This is a genomic window from Mannheimia granulomatis (assembly GCF_013377255.1).
Classification (GTDB): Bacteria; Pseudomonadota; Gammaproteobacteria; order Enterobacterales; family Pasteurellaceae; genus Mannheimia; species Mannheimia granulomatis.
This window is the reverse complement of sequence record NZ_CP016614.1, coordinates 172,405-190,061: the sequence shown is the minus strand read 5'-3', so window position 1 is coordinate 190,061 and position 17,657 is coordinate 172,405. Positions and strand designations below refer to the sequence as shown.

Annotated in this window: 15 protein-coding genes; 7 read left to right on the top strand and 8 right to left on the bottom strand. The window is 41.1% G+C overall.

Going from position 1 to position 17,657, the window contains the following annotated elements:
- Position 1: 1 nt before the first annotated feature.
- The 4 genes from tusC to fkpA form a co-directional block, all read right to left on the bottom strand.
- Entirely contained in the window at positions 2 to 373 is a 372-nt protein-coding gene (gene tusC, locus A6B41_RS00900) for a sulfurtransferase complex subunit TusC (protein WP_027073431.1), read from the bottom strand.
- A gap of 1 nt (position 374) precedes the next feature.
- Positions 375 to 752, bottom strand: coding sequence for a sulfurtransferase complex subunit TusD (gene tusD / locus A6B41_RS00895; RefSeq protein ID WP_027073432.1), 378 nt, complete (start codon positions 750 to 752; stop codon positions 375 to 377).
- A complete protein-coding gene (locus A6B41_RS00890; protein WP_027073433.1) occupies positions 752 to 1,408 on the bottom strand; it encodes a helix-turn-helix transcriptional regulator in 657 nt (218 codons plus the stop codon). The genes tusD and A6B41_RS00890 overlap by 1 nt, the downstream gene beginning before the upstream one ends.
- A gap of 140 nt (positions 1,409 to 1,548) precedes the next feature.
- Positions 1,549 to 2,274, bottom strand: coding sequence for an FKBP-type peptidyl-prolyl cis-trans isomerase (fkpA, locus tag A6B41_RS00885; protein WP_027073434.1), 726 nt, complete (start codon positions 2,272 to 2,274; stop codon positions 1,549 to 1,551).
- Between the two features lie 86 nt (positions 2,275 to 2,360).
- On the opposite strand from fkpA, the gene A6B41_RS00880 reads away from it, so the two are divergent.
- From A6B41_RS00880 to A6B41_RS00865, 4 genes are all read left to right on the top strand, one after another.
- Positions 2,361 to 2,582: a SlyX family protein gene (locus A6B41_RS00880; protein WP_027073435.1), complete on the top strand. Its 222-nt coding sequence runs from the start codon at positions 2,361 to 2,363 to the stop codon at positions 2,580 to 2,582.
- 45 nt (positions 2,583 to 2,627) lie between these two features.
- Entirely contained in the window at positions 2,628 to 3,320 is a 693-nt protein-coding gene (gene mtnN, locus A6B41_RS00875) for a 5'-methylthioadenosine/S-adenosylhomocysteine nucleosidase (protein ID WP_027073436.1), read from the top strand.
- A 154-nt stretch (positions 3,321 to 3,474) separates the two neighbouring features.
- The gene (gene rimO / locus A6B41_RS00870) at positions 3,475 to 4,809 is read left to right on the top strand and encodes a 30S ribosomal protein S12 methylthiotransferase RimO (protein WP_027073437.1); all 1,335 of its coding nucleotides are present in this window, start codon (positions 3,475 to 3,477) and stop codon (positions 4,807 to 4,809) included.
- A 9-nt stretch (positions 4,810 to 4,818) separates the two neighbouring features.
- Positions 4,819 to 6,816: a UDP-glucose:protein N-beta-glucosyltransferase gene (locus A6B41_RS00865; protein WP_027073438.1), complete on the top strand. Its 1,998-nt coding sequence runs from the start codon at positions 4,819 to 4,821 to the stop codon at positions 6,814 to 6,816.
- Between the two features lie 107 nt (positions 6,817 to 6,923).
- Here A6B41_RS00865 and A6B41_RS00860 read toward each other — a convergent pair whose 3' ends face one another.
- A complete protein-coding gene (locus A6B41_RS00860) occupies positions 6,924 to 7,712 on the bottom strand; it encodes a 4Fe-4S cluster-binding domain-containing protein (RefSeq protein WP_027073439.1) in 789 nt (262 codons plus the stop codon).
- A gap of 2 nt (positions 7,713 to 7,714) precedes the next feature.
- Positions 7,715 to 9,256 carry a YjjI family glycine radical enzyme gene (locus A6B41_RS00855; protein WP_027073440.1) on the bottom strand — a complete coding sequence of 514 codons (1,542 nt, stop codon included), beginning with the start codon at positions 9,254 to 9,256 and terminating at the stop codon, positions 7,715 to 7,717.
- Positions 9,257 to 9,504: 248 nt separating this feature from the next.
- Here A6B41_RS00855 and A6B41_RS00850 point away from each other — a divergent pair, with 248 nt between their 5' ends.
- Positions 9,505 to 10,338, top strand: coding sequence for an alpha/beta hydrolase (locus A6B41_RS00850; RefSeq protein ID WP_027073441.1), 834 nt, complete (start codon positions 9,505 to 9,507; stop codon positions 10,336 to 10,338).
- Between the two features lie 46 nt (positions 10,339 to 10,384).
- On the opposite strand, the gene A6B41_RS11215 is transcribed toward A6B41_RS00850, so the two are convergent.
- Both A6B41_RS11215 and A6B41_RS11210 read right to left on the bottom strand, forming a co-directional pair.
- Positions 10,385 to 13,426, bottom strand: coding sequence for an autotransporter domain-containing protein (locus A6B41_RS11215; RefSeq protein WP_245188785.1), 3,042 nt, complete (start codon positions 13,424 to 13,426; stop codon positions 10,385 to 10,387).
- A 10-nt stretch (positions 13,427 to 13,436) separates the two neighbouring features.
- On the bottom strand, positions 13,437 to 14,900 hold the full coding sequence (locus tag A6B41_RS11210) for a S6 family peptidase (RefSeq protein WP_245188786.1): 1,464 nt from the start codon (positions 14,898 to 14,900) through the stop codon (positions 13,437 to 13,439).
- A gap of 151 nt (positions 14,901 to 15,051) precedes the next feature.
- Here A6B41_RS11210 and A6B41_RS00840 point away from each other — a divergent pair, with 151 nt between their 5' ends.
- Both A6B41_RS00840 and A6B41_RS00835 read left to right on the top strand, forming a co-directional pair.
- Positions 15,052 to 16,155 (top strand): CdaR family transcriptional regulator, encoded by a 1,104-nt coding sequence (locus A6B41_RS00840; RefSeq protein WP_027073442.1) that lies wholly within the window; start codon positions 15,052 to 15,054, stop codon positions 16,153 to 16,155.
- A gap of 114 nt (positions 16,156 to 16,269) precedes the next feature.
- Positions 16,270 to 17,649 (top strand): GntP family permease, encoded by a 1,380-nt coding sequence (locus A6B41_RS00835; protein ID WP_027073443.1) that lies wholly within the window; start codon positions 16,270 to 16,272, stop codon positions 17,647 to 17,649.
- Positions 17,650 to 17,657: the final 8 nt, after the last annotated feature.

Genomic DNA, 17,657 nt, shown 5'->3' with positions numbered 1-17,657 from the left:
CTTAAAAAGTCAGCACTTTTTCTGCTTGTTGGAGAATAGTAAAAATCTCCACCTGTGTTTTAAATTGGATATTCGCCAGCATCCACTGCGCTTGCTCTAATTGACGTACCCTCACAGAATCTTGGCAGACAAAGCACTCATTTAAATCATAAAGCGACAATAATTTAAAAGTAGAAATGTGATCTTTTTGCAGCAATATCTCCGGTTGCTGACCGGCAAGCAAATTAAATATACCATCATTCAAAAAGCAAATCGCGATATCTTGTTCATCACAAAATGCACTGGCAGCCAATAAAGCATCTAGCCCTTCACGGCTAACAGCAGAGCCGAAAGGTGGCTGTGTAAATAAAAAGGCGAGCTTGTATTTTTTCATTTTAAAATGTCAGTAATCTATCGGCTTTTAGCACTGCTTGGCTAAATTCACCTAAGCCGGCAAGGGTAAAACATTCGGCTAAATTGTTTGCTTGGTTATGAGAACTTTGCTCATCAACAATGCCCCTGCGTTGTGCTGCTGCAATACATAAATGTAGTGGCAAGCGGTGAGATTTTGCCAAGTTTTTCCACATCTCGACTAAATTAATCTCATCTGTTGCGACATTGACAAAAGCATTAGCATTGCTGACTCCGTCTTGAAAGAAGAAGACTTGACGGATAGTGTGATTTGCTTTGATAAGCTCTTCTGCCACTTGGTATGCCAAAAATGCCGCTTGAGAACCATAAACCGGCGATTTTACCGCTAATACATAATCCATTAATCATTATCCTGTTTAATTTGCCGAATATAGAGATAAACCGTATGACGCGAAATATCCAACTTTTCCGCCACTTGGTTAATGGAATCTTTAATATCAAAAATGCCTTTCTCAAATAATGAAAGGACAATTTGTCGATTTTTATTATTGTTGGAAATTTGACGATCTGCCATCACATCATCAATCGTTGTTTGAATGGTTTGTGAAACCAAATCTTCTACCGAGCTGGCAAAAGTCACTTCTGCTTCAGTATCTAACGGGGCAATAAATGAACTTAAGAATTGCGAGGTCGGTACTTCCAAATTGATATTCACACACAATAAACCAATTACATGCTGTTTTCCGTTACGAATAGCGATAGTAATAGATTTCATCAATACACCACCTTTTGCTTTCGTAAAATAAGGCTTAGACACGCTATCGGTTGCCATGTGATGTAAAGATTTCAATGCACGATCGGTAATCGGTGAACCAATTTTGCGATTAGTATTATGCCCGTTGGCAATATAAATTGCAGAATGCTCCAGAAACTCTAATGAGTGAAGCACAATTTCGCAATGCTCACCAATTAAGGCAGCAATACCGTCAACGATAGGAAAGTAAGAGGCGAGGATAGCATGATCTTCGTCTGAAAAAGGCGTGAATTTTTTTGTCATAATACAAGCGGTCAGATTTTATAAAAATTTTGCAAAACGCCTACGCTTGAATATCAACTTAATCAATATTCAAACGCAAGCCTGCAAATCTTATAACAAATCCGACCGCTTGTGTAGATTCAATTACTTAGGGCTTTGGCTTATTTTTTCTCTTCAGCCGCTTTGAAATCTAATAATTCAATTTCAAATTTTAAGGTTGAATTCGCTGGAATTTTACCCGCAGCACGCTCACCATAACCTAATTTCGGCGGTAGAACAATTTCCATTTTTCCGCCTTTTTTCAGCATTGGAATCGCCTCAATCCATCCCGGGATTAATTGACTCAATTGAAACTCAATTGGCTCACCGCGCTCGTATGAGCTATCAAAAACCGTGCCGTCTGTTAATGTACCTTTATAATGTACTTTTACAGTATCTTCCGGTTTTGGTGAGCTACCTGCACCTTCCTTTTCAATTTTATAAAGCAGACCCGAAGAGGTTTCTTTCACACCGGATTGTTTTTTATAATCCGCACGAAATTTATCACCTGAAGCCAGGGTTACTTTATTCTTTTCTTCGGTAATTTTCGCTTCTTTAGCCGATAAATAAGCATCTAATGATTTCAAATGCTTTTGTAAATCTTCATCGGTTAACTTACCGGTTTTCTTAATCGTATCTTGCACACCGGCAATAATTTTATCTTGATTATAAGTAAAAATGTGTTTTTGTGATTCCATCACACCTTCAATATTTTTACCCAACAATACACCAACCGCATAAGATGAATCATCAACAAATTTCGGATCAGCTTTTTCTTCAGCCATTACCTGAGTTGCAAAAAAAGCAGAGGTGATAATAGCAAGAGTGGATAATTTCGCTTTTAACATAATTTTTCCTTATAAAAATAACTGTTAAGAATTATTTGGATAGGGTAAAGTGTAATTCCGTTTCACACAACCTTTTTTTACTCAAAATGGATGATAATTATACAGTTTCAATGAGAATTACCGAATTAGAAACAAAAGTTGCGTTTCAAGAGCTGATTATTGAGGAATTAAACCAATCTCTAATCGAGCAGCAATTTGCTGTAGATAAGCTACAAACCCAAATCCGTCACTTAGCAGAAAAGTTTAAGGGCATCCAAGGAAGTCAAATTGCCTCTCAAGCAGAAGAAACGCCTCCACCACACTATTAATGCTATAATAGTGTTTTCACACATAAAAACAGAAGAAGAGAAAAGATGAAAATTGGTATTATTGGTGCAATGGCACAAGAAATTGAAATTCTACGTAATTTAATGGTAGAACCTAAAGTAACCGAATTAGCCGGCTGTAAAATTTTTGAAGGAAAAATCAATCACACCCGTGTGGCATTATTACAATCGGGAATCGGTAAAGTATCGGCAGCTGTAGGTACAACACTGCTTATACAACTCGTGCAGCCGGATTTAATCATTAATACAGGCTCTGCCGGTGGCTTAGACTCAAATTTAAATGTCGGTGATATTCTTATCTCTACGGAAGTACGCCATCATGATGTTGATGTTACTGCTTTCGGTTATGAAATCGGGCAGCTTCCGTCAAATCCGGCGGCATTCTCCCCTAATGAAGAATTAGTGGAATTTGCTAAAAAAGAGGCACAAAAAGCCGGTTTTAACGTGGTTTCCGGCTTAATCTGTAGTGGTGATGCTTTTATTAACGGGGCTGAAAAAATCGCAGAGATCCGCCGAAACTTCCCAAATGTGGTTGCGGTTGAAATGGAAGCTGCAGCGATTGCTCAAGTCTGCCACGCTTTTGATGTGCCTTTCGTAGTAGTGCGTGCAGTTTCAGATGTAGCGGATAAAGAATCTCATCTTTCCTTTGAAGAATTTTTACCGCTAGCGGCAGAAAAGTCTTCTGCGATTGTCATTGCTATGCTCACTGATTTAGATTAGAACTTAAATTAAGCTAGTTTCAAGTTTGTAAATGTTTATTAAAATTTGACCGCTTGTTATCGCTATTTAGGGCAAGATTTTGTAAAATCTTGCCCAACTTTTTTTACCTACAAGACAAATTGTAGGGTTTTTTATTTTTTATATTGAGAGTTATATGAGTGCTTCACCAAATATCGGATTTATCAGCCTAGGCTGTCCTAAAAACCTTGTGGATTCAGAACGTATTTTAACGGAGTTACGTTCTGACGGTTACAATATTATTCCAAGCTACGAAGGTGCAGATTTAGTCATTGTAAACACCTGTGGTTTTATCGACAGTGCGGTGCAAGAATCACTCGAAAGTATCGGTGAAGCATTACAAAACAACGGTAAAGTAATCGTCACCGGCTGCTTGGGTGCTAAAGAAAATCAAATTCGCGAGGTCCACCCGCAAGTGTTGGAAATTACCGGTCCGCATAGTTATGAGGCGGTGATGCAGCACGTACATAAATATGTGCCACGCCCGGAATATAACCCCTATGTAAACCTCGTACCGAAACAAGGGGTAAAACTGACGCCGAAACATTACGCCTACCTAAAAATTTCTGAGGGCTGCGACCACCGTTGTACCTTCTGTATTATTCCATCGATGCGTGGCGATTTAGACAGCCGCTCGATTGTGCAGGTATTGGACGAAGCAAAACGCTTAGTTGATGCAGGCGTGAAAGAGATTTTAGTCGTCTCACAAGACACATCAGCATATGCAATGGATAAAAAGCGCGAAAACGGCTCAAAAACAGTGTTCTGGAACGGTATGCCAATCAAAAACGATTTAACCACACTATGCGAGCAGCTCGGCACGCTCGGTGCATGGGTGCGCTTGCACTATGTTTATCCTTACCCAAGCGTGGACGATCTCATTCCTCTTATGGCAAGCGGTAAAATCCTGCCGTATTTGGATATACCATTACAACACGCAAGCCCGAAAATCCTGAAAGCAATGAAACGCCCCGGCTCGATTGACCGCACATTGGAACGCATTAAAAAATGGCGTGAAATCTGCCCGGATTTAACCATTCGCTCGACCTTTATCGTCGGCTTCCCAGGCGAAACCGAAGAAGATTTCCAAATGCTGCTTGATTTCTTACAGGAGGCTCAATTAGATCGTGTAGGCTGTTTCAAATTCAGCCCGGTTGAAGGAGCTGTCGCAACTGAGATGGAAGATCAAGTGCCGGAAGAAATTAAAGAGGAACGTTTCCACCGCTTTATGGCACTACAACAACAGATTTCTACCGAGCGTCTGCAACGTAAAATCGGCAAAACTTTGCAAGTCATCGTTGATGAAATTGATGAAGAAGGCATTATCGGTCGCTCCCAAGCAGATGCACCGGAAATTGACGGTTTGGTTTATGTCGATAAACCTGAAAACCGAGATATTACGGTGGGCCAAATTATTTCAGTCACAATTACAAACGCAGATGAATATGATCTGTGGGGAACATTAAATTAAGGACAAATCATGTCAGAAGAAAAACTGCCTAGCGTTATTCGCTTTGAAAAAGCCGTCGCCGCTAAAGATTATGAAGGTGCTTGTAATGAGTTATTAGCTATCCTTTCGAAATTAGATAGCAACTTCGGTGGAACTTCCGGGATCGAATTTGACACGCCGAGCCAACTTGACAATTTAGAAAAGGAGCAAGCGATCTACTTTTGTACTCGAATGGCAGTCGCAATTACCCGTTTATTTGAAGATCCTGCAATGGAAATTTCAGAGCACGGTGCTTTGCGCTTTTTAACTCTGCAACGTTGGATCGCCTTGATTTTCGCAAGTTCTCCATATGTAAACGCCGACCATATTTTGCGTTCATACAATAAAAATAAAAACACCACCGATATCAACTCCGTAGATTTAGAAGCAACTTTATCCGCGTTGATTAAGTTTTGCATTTTATATTTGCCGGAATCAAATATCTCATTAAATCTAGATACTGCTTGGGGAGCATCGCCAGATTTAACTGCATCGCTTTGTTTTGCTCTGCAGTCTCCCCGCTTTATTGGTACAGCAACAGCATTTTCAAAACGTGCGGCAATTTTGCAGTGGTTCCCATCTAAATTAGCGCAAATTGAAAATCTGAATAAATTGCCTAATTCGATTTCTCACGATGTCTATATGCATTGCAGCTATGATACAGCAGCAAACAAACATGACGTAAAACGGGCATTAAACGAGGTCATTCGCCGCCATCTACTATTCGCAGGCTGGGAAGACAGACAAATCACGCAATTAGGCGAGCGTAACGGCAAACCTGTTATGGTGGTATTATTAGAGCATTTCCATTCTGCACACTCTATTTATCGAACCCATTCAACCTCAATGGTTGCTGCTCGTGAGCATTTTTATTTGATTGGCTTAGGTAGTGAAGCAGTTGATGAAGCAGGACGTGCTGTTTTTGATGAATTCCATGAAACACCAAAAGAGGGAACGTTATTTGATCGCCTTTGGTTTATTAGAGAACTTTGTGAGCAAAACGGTCCTGCAGTATTCTATATGCCAAGTATCGGTATGGATTTAACCACTATTTTTGCCAGCAATGCCCGTTTTGCTCCGATTCAAGCCGTGGCACTCGGTCATCCGGCAACAACTCATTCTGATTTTATTGAATATGTTGTGGTAGAAGATGATTATGTAGGGACTGAGGAGTGTTTTAGCGAAAAATTATTACGCTTACCAAAAGATGCCCTGCCTTATGTACCATCTGCATTAGCACCGAATTCCGTCGTTTATAACCTACGTGAAAAACCGGAAGTGGTGAATATCGGTATTGCATCAACAACCATGAAGCTAAACCCTTATTTCCTTGAAGCCTTAAAAGCGATCCGTGATAGAGCAAAAGTGAAAGTGCATTTTCATTTTGCCTTAGGCCAATCAAGTGGTATTACACACCCTTATGTAGAACGCTTTATTAAAAGTTACTTAGGTTCTGATGCAACTGCTCATGCTCATTTACCTTACGAGGAATATCTGAATGTGTTACATCGCTGTGATATGATGGTCAACCCGTTCCCGTTTGGTAATACAAATGGCATCATTGATATGGTAACACTCGGCTTAGTAGGCGTTTGCAAAACCGGGCCTGAAGTGCATGAACATATTGATGAAGGTTTATTTAAACGCTTAGGTTTACCGGAATGGTTAATTACCCAAACCGCAGATGAATACGTTAACTGCGCAATTCGCTTAGCAGAAAACCATGAGGAACGTTTAGCAATTCGCCGTTATATTATTGAAAATAATAGATTGCAAACCTTATTCTCCGGTGACCCTCGCCCAATGGGACAAATCTTCTTAGCCAAGGTGAATGAGTGGATTGCAACGACACACTCACAGACAGAAACCACTAAACCCAAGAAAACGAGAAAAGTGGCAACTACCGATAAACCACCTGTGAAAAAAGAGGCAAAAAAAGCAGAAAAAACGCCAAGTAAAAAAGCAAAAACATCTGCTAAAACAGCTTAATTAAAACAGAAAAACCGAGCAACAGAAATGCTCGGTTCTTTTTTGCAAAAAATCAGGCTTTTTTAACCGCTTGTATCAGCCAACTCTCACTCAAAATGCTCTATCCATTAATAAATCGTGATAATTTTTTGAATTCCGCATTGTTTGGCAAATTCAGCCAGTTTATCTGTTTGCTCTATTGTAGGCACAAAAGGAGCCAGCCCTTCTTCATCCCTTGCCCCTTTAGTATGTACACGAATAATTTTGAGTAATACCTCAGGATAAGGGCGAAGCAATTCCGCTACTTTTTCAATCAAATGCTGTGCATCATAAAACGCGGTCACATAAACCAAACGTACCTCTTCCACCTTATCAAGCGGTAATAATTGCGATAAATTTTGCAAATTACGGGCAAGATTTTCAGGTTTGATATGATTTACCGAGAGAATAATCTGCTTGGGTACTTTTCCGCTTTGATTTTTGCGATCAAAACATAAACTTTGCAGCCCTATCCCATCACCTTTTAAATCAAATAAAAATTTATCGGTTACCTCAATAAGCGGCTTAGTTGCTTCATATTCAAAAAAGCCACTACTGTCGAGATAACACGTCAACCCTTGCTTATGCAACGCTTCAAACAACGGAATCAACTTTTTATGATGAATGGTCGGTTCCCCGCCGGATATCGTCACACCTCGAATAAACGGCACAGCATCCATCACCTGATCGTATAGATATTGCAAGCTCACCTGTTTTGCCTCCTCGGTATAACGCGGGATGGTTTCCGGGTTGTGGCAGTAGAGACAATTCAGTTTGCAGCCTTGCAAAAAAATGCTGGTACGGTTACCTTGTCCCTCAACATTGGAGAACGGGATAATCCGATGTAAAGGGACGAAAATGTCTGAAAGTGCGGTCATCGCTATCCCGCATTTACATTTTCTTGGTCACGTAATTGACGGTCGAATACTTTCGCACAATCATCGGTGCCTGCACCATACCATGTGGTATCACGTAATACTGCCTCGCCCTTGCGGTAACGCTCTACCTCACTTTTCTTCACTAAATAGCCTGTTACACGAATCAAATCGGTATTTTTCAGATAGGTGGTGATGTAGCGATAGCCGTTAGCAAATGAGCCATCAATAATATCTACCACCGCATCTAAATGATCGGTATAGGTTTGGTCAAAGGCGAACAAATCCCCCGTACCGGACGGGAAATATTTATGGAACGGTGCCGACTGTTTTAAATGCGCCAATAAAGTTGGCTCTTCACCCACGCGAATCCGGTGGGCAGGCGTGTTCATTTTATCTTCTGCGTGATTGCTTGCACCCACTTGGGCATGCAGTAAATACTGGTTATTAGTACGCTCAACATATAAACCTTGATGAGCATTATTCACTGCTTGTAGTTTGTCCAGAATTAAAGTTGCAATCTCATCACCACGTTTGCTTTGACCAAAGGTTTCATTTAAACCTTCTTGTTTGAGTAGGTGGTTAACCGCATCTGCCAAGCCTACAATGGCAATCATTCCGGTGAAGTTAGTGCGCTTAATAAACCCTTCTTCTACCAAGAAACTGCTTTCGAAGAAGTTGCTTTCTTCTACTAAGAATTTATGGCGTTTATCCATGGTAGAAAGGGCTAATTTTGCCACTTTTGGCAGAAGTTCATTGACCATTTCATCTACACTTACACAAGCTCGTCCAATGGTACCTAAACGTAAACGAGTTAAGGTATAAGCACCACCACATTCAGGTAACGCGTTATAGCAACTTGCAATACCGTATTCATCTCCTAAATCTTGGCGATAGTAGGCATCGTTAGCAAAAGAAGGTTTTGAAACCAACAAGCAAGCTTTTGCCGCAAGTTCGGCAAACTCTCGCGAGGTCTTCTGTTTGTCATAACGAATTGTCATATTAGGCGTCGTGTTTTCAAGCTCAATCACTGCTTTTAAAATCAAACGACCGGCTTTGGTATCATAAGGTCCAATATTGGCATGGCAGAAAGAGTCTGCGATGGTTTTATCAATATGATTAAGGAAGCGTTTAATTTTGATGTAATCTTGCTCTTCATCAGTTATAAACGGATCAAGCAACGCATCCAAACGCCCGATATAAACAGGGTAAGTGGTAATGGACGGAACATGTGAATAGATCATTAATAAGCCGTCTAAAGCTTCATCTAAATTGGTTGGTGGCGGTAAATCCAAGAACTTACAGCCTTTTTGCATATATACATTATAATCCGGCAAAATATAACGAGGACGGTAAATAGCATAGCCCTCACACAGATCACAAATCATCTGATTGTTAATATAAGACCACTCTTCCTCTGTATAGCCTAATAACTCAACCGGGCTAAACAACCGTTCGGCGATATTACCCAAACTCATTAATTTTTGGTGATAAGTTAGATTTTTGGCTTTTACAACCTCAAGAATGTCCTGTAATGAAGCTTGCATCTTTTTTCTCCTTGCCTAGATTTTGCATAAGTAAGGATTGTAGCGAAGCTAAATTAAAATTACTGTGATCTAGATCACGATTTCTTTGTTCGACTTCTAAGAATAAAATAAATATAACTAACTTACTTTTGCTATAACAGCACCATAAATTTGCAAAAATTTGGCTTTTTATGACCGCTTGTTTCACCCGCTTAGATTACTGTGTAAAATAGCTACCTCACTTAATGGAAACAGGAACGAAATACCAAATGGCACACTCACCTTTCAACCATCACTACTTAGAAATGCAAGAACACTTTCTTTATGTGCCATACTTACAACAGCACCGACGTATTCGAGTGTTGCTACCGAAAGACTATCATCATGAGACGTGGCAAACCTATCCGGTGCTATACATGCACGACGGACAAAATGTGTTTTATAGCAAAGAGTCTTACTCCGGACACTCTTGGAAAATTATTCCCACGCTGAAATCTCATCAAGAATTACCTAAGTTAATTATTGTGGGTATTGATAATGCAGGAAAAGAGCGTTTAAATGAATATGGTCCTTGGAAAACAACAACAGGCTCTACGCCGGAAACCCAAAATGCAGGCGGGCTTGGTGCAGAATATGCCAAATGGCTGGTAGAAACGGTCAAACCTTTCATTGATATTCACTATCGAACCAAATTTCAGCGAGAGCATACTTTGCTTGCCGGCAGTTCAATGGGAGGAATTATTACTGCGTATATAGGCGGTGCTTATCCACATATTTTCGGACATCTCGGCGTATTTTCACTTGCCTCTTGGTTTAGCGAATCTGATTTTTTAAGATTCTGTCACCAATCTCCCCTTTATTCAAATACCAAAGTCTTTATTCAAGTAGGTACAAATGAAGGTGATGAAATAGACTCGCACTTTATTTCCAATATGAATCAAGCCTACATTGATTGTACGCTTAACTATTATCAAGCCTTGATTCGCACCGGATTGCCTTTAGATAACATCCGCTTACGGATAATGGCAAATGAAATCCACCATGAAATGCATTGGGCAGATCATCTTGTGGATTTTTTAAGATTCTCGCTTATTCAATATTAATGACTTCCAGATAAAAAGAAAGGCACCTTAAAGGTGCCTTTCAACATTACCATTGATAACCGATTTTCACGCCTGCAAAGCGTTGTTTCTGAATTTCGTTACCTTTTAGGAAACCTGCATTGACTGCCACTTGCCATTGGTTACGTGCCAATGTAACACCTGCTTCGGTTTTCACATAGCGACCAAAACGTTGCTCAAAATTGTTGCCGTTTACTGCAACATTTAAGTGCTTGCTGTTTGCATCAACATAGTGTGCCGCTAAGCTTGGCTCAACTCTCCAGTCTGCAAGGGCAAATGCTTTGCTCACTTTAACGCCTGCTTGGTAAGTCATAAAGTTTGCAGTCGGGCTGTTCACTTCCACTTCACCTAAGTTGTATTGCTTGCCACTTAAACGATAGTAGCGTGCACCTACAGACGGTTGTAATTTCACACCGGCAAGGTCAAATTCATGACCAATATTTGCACCAACTGCACTAATATGGCGGTTAAAGCGGTTTTCACCAAATAAATCAATACGGTTTTTCGCTTTACCATAGCTGCCGTCAAGGCTCACAAATGTTCCCTTCTCTGACTGCCATTTACCGTATAAGGTTGCCATCAGTAAGTTAGATTTACCGTTTACCCCTTCATCAAACTCTGCGTTTGCGTGGTTCTTCGACAATACCGCACCTGCAGTGAAACCATTTGCCAATGGCATTTCTACGCCTACTTGAGTTAAGTTGGTTTGTTGCTCATACGGGCGGTATAAATTCGATTTATGCTCAGTTTTTTGGTGCTCTAAGCTACTCCAAACATGTAATTTATCGCTATGGGTAAATAGTTGGCGATCTAAACCGTTACCGATTTGTAACGCACTATTTGCTTGAGCTGATAACTCAGATAATGCCGTATTCGCATATTGGCTTACCCAGTCACCTTGGTTAATTGCAGTACCTGCTACATTGTCTGCAATTTGGATTAAGTCACAGGCTGCACCGTTGTCTTGGCAAAGTTGTAACATTTCACCTTTTAAGCCGGCTTTTGCCGTTTCTACATTAGCACGCAACTCACTTAGACTTGCTTCAGTACGATTTGCAACATTTTGTGCAGAAGCGACCGCTTGTTCAGCTTGTTTTAAGCGTTCTGCTGCAGATTTTGCACTACCATTAGCACTATTCAATGCAGCAGTAGCTTGCTCTACTTTTTGTTTTGCCGTCGTGATCTGACCTTGAAGCTGACGTGCATAAGACGGATAGTAATATGCATAATAATTAGCGTATTGTTGTAACTGAGTGAGTTCAGCATTCGCTTCTTTCAACTTTGTTTGTGCTGTGGTAGCTGCTTGTTTTGCAGCCTGCTCAGCTTGGCGTTGTTTGGTGATTTCTGTCGCTAAACGTGCAGCCTCTTGACGCTGTTGCTGTGCAGTACGAATCGCTGTCTCAAGCTGGTTTGTCGCCACCGCAATGCTAGTATTGCGGTTCTGTGCATCCTTCAGCGGGTTATACAAACGGTAGTCGTAGTTGCGGTTCGCTAAAATATAACGGTACGCACCTAAATCCACATAACCGTTTTCCAACGTGACATTCACATTATGTTGATTTTGCGCCGCGTTCGCTAAAGTTAATAAACTTACCGGACTCACTGAAGCCACTTCGTTACCTGAATTACGTAACGCCAGGGTGAATTGCCCTTCAGCCACACCGTTTACTAAAACATGGTCGCCTTGCTCTGAGCCCATATCGGTCACATAGTTGATTTTACCTGTACCGGTTAAGTTACCATTAACGATCAATTTGTTAAAACGTGCCGGCACGCCATTCGCAAATTGTTCATTTAACGTGATGCTTGAACCTTGTTCAAAACGTAAATTGCCCACAGTACTGTTGCCGTTATTCGTCCAACTTGCCGCATTTGATAACGTCATTTGCGTGCCGTTATCTGCTTGAACTGTTCCTTGCAGATGTGCTTTACCTAAATTTAACTGACTGTTGCTACGCAATACCGTGTTGCCGATAATTTGCGTAGTTGGCAGATTTGCAAAATTTTGTTCGGAAATCACCGCTTGTTGCGTGCAATTTGTCACACCACTGTACTCTGAGTAGTAGCAACTTGGGCTTTGGCCGTTAATAAAACCAAGGTTAAGCTGAGCATTATCGGTTGCACTTAAGTTTGCCGTGACGCTTGATACATTACGCCCTACATAAAGTTGTGACCAACCGTTCGCTGCAATTTGGCTTGCACTGAATTGGCGGTTTTGCCAGTCATTTTCATAGACCACATCTTGCTTATTGTTTACATCATAAGCGTGTGGTGTCGGGCGACCGGAAAGTAAGAATTTCCCACCTTTTAAGGTGACATTGCCGTTTAAGTTTAACCCACCTGAAATCACATAGAAGTTATTAAGTTTTTCTTGCTCTAATGGTGTATTTTTACGTGCAATGACTTTGTTGATCGCATCCTGTCTGTTGCTTGACAAATATTCCCAATCATCATTGCTTTGATGGTTAGTTGGCGTTGGGTTCTTTGGATTACCTTTGAGCATAAAGTAATCACGGATTCCATCTTGTTTATTCGTGAATTGATAAATATCCGCACCTGCCACTAATCCTTTGCCCCAAGTGATCGATGAAGCTGTCGCTAACGGGCTAGACGCTTGTGGATCATAGACGATATTCAACGGGCCATTATGTTTGCTGCTGTCTGTTTCTCCAATAAAACCGTTAAAGGTACGATGGATAGGGCGACTATTTTTCTCAGCTAACACTTGTCTTACTGCATCAGCTTTATTGTGAGATAAAAATTCCCAATCCGCACTGCTACTTGCATTGGTTGGAAAATAAGCTGACGCTTTACCGGTTAAACGGAAATAGTCAGTACGTTTATTTCTATGCGTATTAATATACTCATAAATATCGCTGGCTTCTTGATTCCATTCTCCCCACTTGAGATCTTCCGCCGTCAATTTTGTCGGTGCAATCGTTAATGTTGCTGCATTATTAACAATTCTCGCTCCTTCATCGGTATTTTGCAGACGATTGAACGTTAAGCTATTGCCATTAAGATCTAAGCGTCCACCACGGAAACCAAAATAAATTTTGTTCGGGTTCACTTGATCTGCACTAACTATTTAACACAACAGTCGGACGACCACTAACAATCCCTACTTTATTAAACGCTTGTTTTTTGCCGTTTTGTGCTTGTTGGTCGAGTACAACGGTACCGTCACCTACGCTAATGTCACCACGATTTTCACCACGACCATTTACATACAGCGTACCCTCGCCTAATTTAGATAAGCGATCACCTTGTGGGTTTTTGACCTGCCAAGTCACTCGTTTGTTTGGAGCGACAATGACACCCGCACCTAACCAAGTTTGATCATTTTCCGGGCGAACGGTCACATTTGCATCAAAGTTCAATGCGCCCGCACCTTGATCAATATTACTTTTCAGTACGATGGTCGCATCTTTACCGCTAAAGTTTAGCGTTTTACCGTTTTGCTCTTGCGGTAACTCAACTTCGATGACGCCTGCACTGCCTTTTGGATAGGATTTATTATCTCTAATTGTGCGATCAGCCAATGATACCGCTAATTGTTGCGTATTGTTTTGTGTACGGATAAGGCTGTTATTGCCATTTGCCTGCCACTCAAATGTAGCACCTGCTTGCTGATTATCCAGTTGCCCTGCAATATCTTCAGCAAATTTACGCTCGTGGTAGTCTGTACGAATCGTACTTGTGCGGTTGAACTTACCTTCCATTCCGCCGTAGGAGTTAGTTACCGCGACCACTACCCAGCGTTTTTCTTGGCTATCATAACCGTAAATTGCCGAGCCACTATCACCCGGAGTAGAGTAAGTGACTAACGGACCATATTTGTTGTCATAAACACTACCTGTAAAATCAAGCCAAGGCTTATCTTTACGATCTTCCATAGCCGCAAGTGGTGTACCACCGATTAAATAATTATAAGCACCGGCAAGTTGGGTATTTTTATTGTTGGTATCACGAATATTCTGACGACCTGAACCGGCACGTGCAAACATCGTAAAGCGTGTATTATCCAAATAAACCGTACTGCTATTACCAAGATCACTGACTTTTGCCGGTGCGACTTCGGTCACTAATTTATTCAATCGCGGCGTGTGATAATCCCAGTTTGCCCCACCCTCTATTTTTTCGTGGTCGTTTCTGTCTACAATTTTATAGGCGTAGTGGTTTGCATCGCGGTTATAGCCCGGCGCACCAAATTCGATTTTACTGTAAACGTGAGGGGTATTATGCGCAACACTCACTAGGTATTGTGGGGAAATTAAAGTAGAGTAACCCGCATTTCGAATACCGGCACTTAAATCAGGCATAGGGATATTTGGTAACATTGTACCAACGTGGTTGCCTTGTAGATCTTGAATATCCACATTGCTGGCTCCCACAGTGAATTTGCCTTTATTTTCAGCAAAATCACGGAAGTATTGATAATCCACATCGCTACGTACAACAGAGGCATAAGCCGGTAAGACAAATGTTATTGCCAAAGCTGAAGCAATATGGGAAAGATTAAATTTTTTTGTTAGTTTGTTCATTTTATTATGGTATGGTTTGGAAAAGGCGTGGATTCTAATTGAACGACTTAACTTAATCAAGTGGATGGACCAGTATATTTACATTTTATTACAATCATAGGTAATACCTTATATACCTATGCATTTCTTTATCTCATTTTGCAGGTAAATTATGAAACTTAACCGAGCAATTGCCGACTGTATCGTTCAACGTACTATGCAGATTATCCCAAACTCCGTAAATGTGATGGATGAAAACGGAATTATTATTGCCTCAGGAGACCAGAGCCGTATCGGGCAGCGGCATACGGGGGCGGTGATTGCGTTGCGTAACGATCAAGCGGTCGAAATTGACGAAAATCTTGCAAAGCAGTGGCATTATGAGGCGAAGGCAGGGATTAATCTACCGTTGAATTACCTTGGCTCAAATGTCGGTGTAGTGGGGATTTCAGGTAAGCCAAATGAGGTGCGGCAGTATGCCCAGTTAGTGAAAATGGCAGCAGAGTTGATTATGCAACAAGCATTTGAGTTAGAACAAGAACGTTGGCAACGCCGGTATCGTGAAGAGTTTGCCCGAGCTTTGCTCAAAGGCACGTTAAGTCAAGAGAAAATTCGTGAACAAGCGGTCTTTTTCGGGCAAGATTTTGCCAAACCGTTGTCGGTCACTTTAATTAAAATGAACGAGCCTACCGCAGACAAATTACAAGGCTTAATTGATTATCTGGAGCACCATTTTCCGCACTTACTCACCGCAGTGGTGAGCTTGGATAAAATCGCGTTAATTAATAATTTAGCAGCCGATAAATCGTTGATCCATTATGTCTTGACCAAGCTTTCTGAGTGGAATATTTCCTTTAAAATTGTGGTAGGGTTGTCGGTAGATAATCTTTCTCAAACTGCCACCTCTTACCAAACCGCCCGCCACACTCTAAATTATGCCGAACAAATGCAGCTACGTCGGCAAACGATCTATTTTGATGATTTTAAACTACCGGCGTTAATGTACAATTTCAGCTATTCAAAAGAAGGAAAAACGCTGCTTGCCCCCTTCCAACCGTTACTCAATTCCGATAAAAAACAGATGTTGCTGAAAACATTACGGCAATATTTTTTCTCAAATTGTGATCTGAATCACACAGCACAAAAATTGTTTATTCACCCAAATACCTTGCGTTATCGTTTAGAGAAGATTGAGCAAATAACAGGCTTATCTTTCAATAACATAGAGCAAAAATTTACCCTTTATTTAGGAGCTGTTTTAGCAAATAAATTGTAGAAAACTACAAAACAAGCGGTCGTTTTTAACAAATTTTTTGCAAATTCAGACAAAGCTTTTTCAGTAAAAATACCGAATAATGAGCATAATTATTTTATAAATAAGGAGCTTGCTATGACAGGTATGACACTCATTTTGACGTTTTTGGTGGCAATCATAATTATGATTTATATGATTGCCAAACTTAAAGTCCATCCATTTTTAGCTTTAATGTCGATTTCGCTGGGTTTAGCCCTAGTGGCAGGTTTGCCATTGGCAAAAATTCCGGCGATTATAGGTGAAGGTTTTAGTGGTACTTTCAAAAGTATTGGTATTGTGATTATTTTCGGGGCAATTATCGGCACCGTACTGGAAAAAACCGGTGCAGCGTTGAAGCTTGCCGATATGGTCGTGCGTGTGGTCGGGCAAAAACGCCCGGAGCTTGCCATGCTGATTATGGGCTGGGTTGTCGGTATTCCGGTTTTCTGCGATAGTGGCTTTGTAGTGCTAAACCCGATTCGTGAAGCAATTCGCAAAAAAATCTTAGCCAATCCGGTCAGCATGGCAGTAGCACTGAGTGCCGGCTTATATGCTTCCCACGTATTTATTCCACCTACACCGGGACCAATTGCGGCAGCCGGTGCTGTGGGTTTAGGCTCCAACTTGCTATTGGTAATTGGCATGGGCGTTGTGGTGTCAATTCCTGTGCTGATTGCAAGTTACGCCTTTGCGAAATATGTCGGCAGACGAGTAACAGTAGCGGAAGAAGCTGAAGCAGATCAAATGATCGGTCAAAGCTATGAAGAATTGTTGAAACAATACGGCAAATTACCAAGCGGCTTTTTAAGCCTTGCACCAATTTTCATGCCAATTGTATTAATGGCGATCGGCTCTATAGCAAAAATTATGGGCATAACAGGTGATTTCGGCAGCTTATTACAATTCTTAGGTAATCCGATTATTGCCTTGGCGGTCGGTGTGATTTTCTCAATCATTTTGCTTGCCTCAACCAACAAAATAGGAGAATTTGACAGCTTAACGAACGATACCTTAAAACTGGTTGGCCCGATTCTCTTTATTACCGCAGCCGGTGGCGTGTTAGGTAATGTGATTACTCAAGCAGGCTTTGTGGAGTACATCAAACAAAATGCTCACATTATCAGTGCGGCAGGCATTTTCTTCCCATTCTTGATTTCTGCTATTCTCAAAACCGCACAAGGCAGCTCAACGGTGGCAATCATCACCACCGCCTCAATTATGGGGATGTATAACGCCTCAGATTCACTGATGAATGCGTTAGGCTTAACCAGCGAATTGGCGGCAGCTTTAACCGTGATGGCGATTGCAGCAGGCTCAATGTGTGTTTCTCACGCAAACGATAGCTACTATTGGGTGGTGACGAATTTCAGTAAACTTACTCCGCAACAGGGCTATCGTACTCAAACCACATTAACCTTTATTATGGGGGTAGTCGGTATGATGACGGTGTATGTGCTTTCTTTAATCTTGCTGTAAGGAGAAAA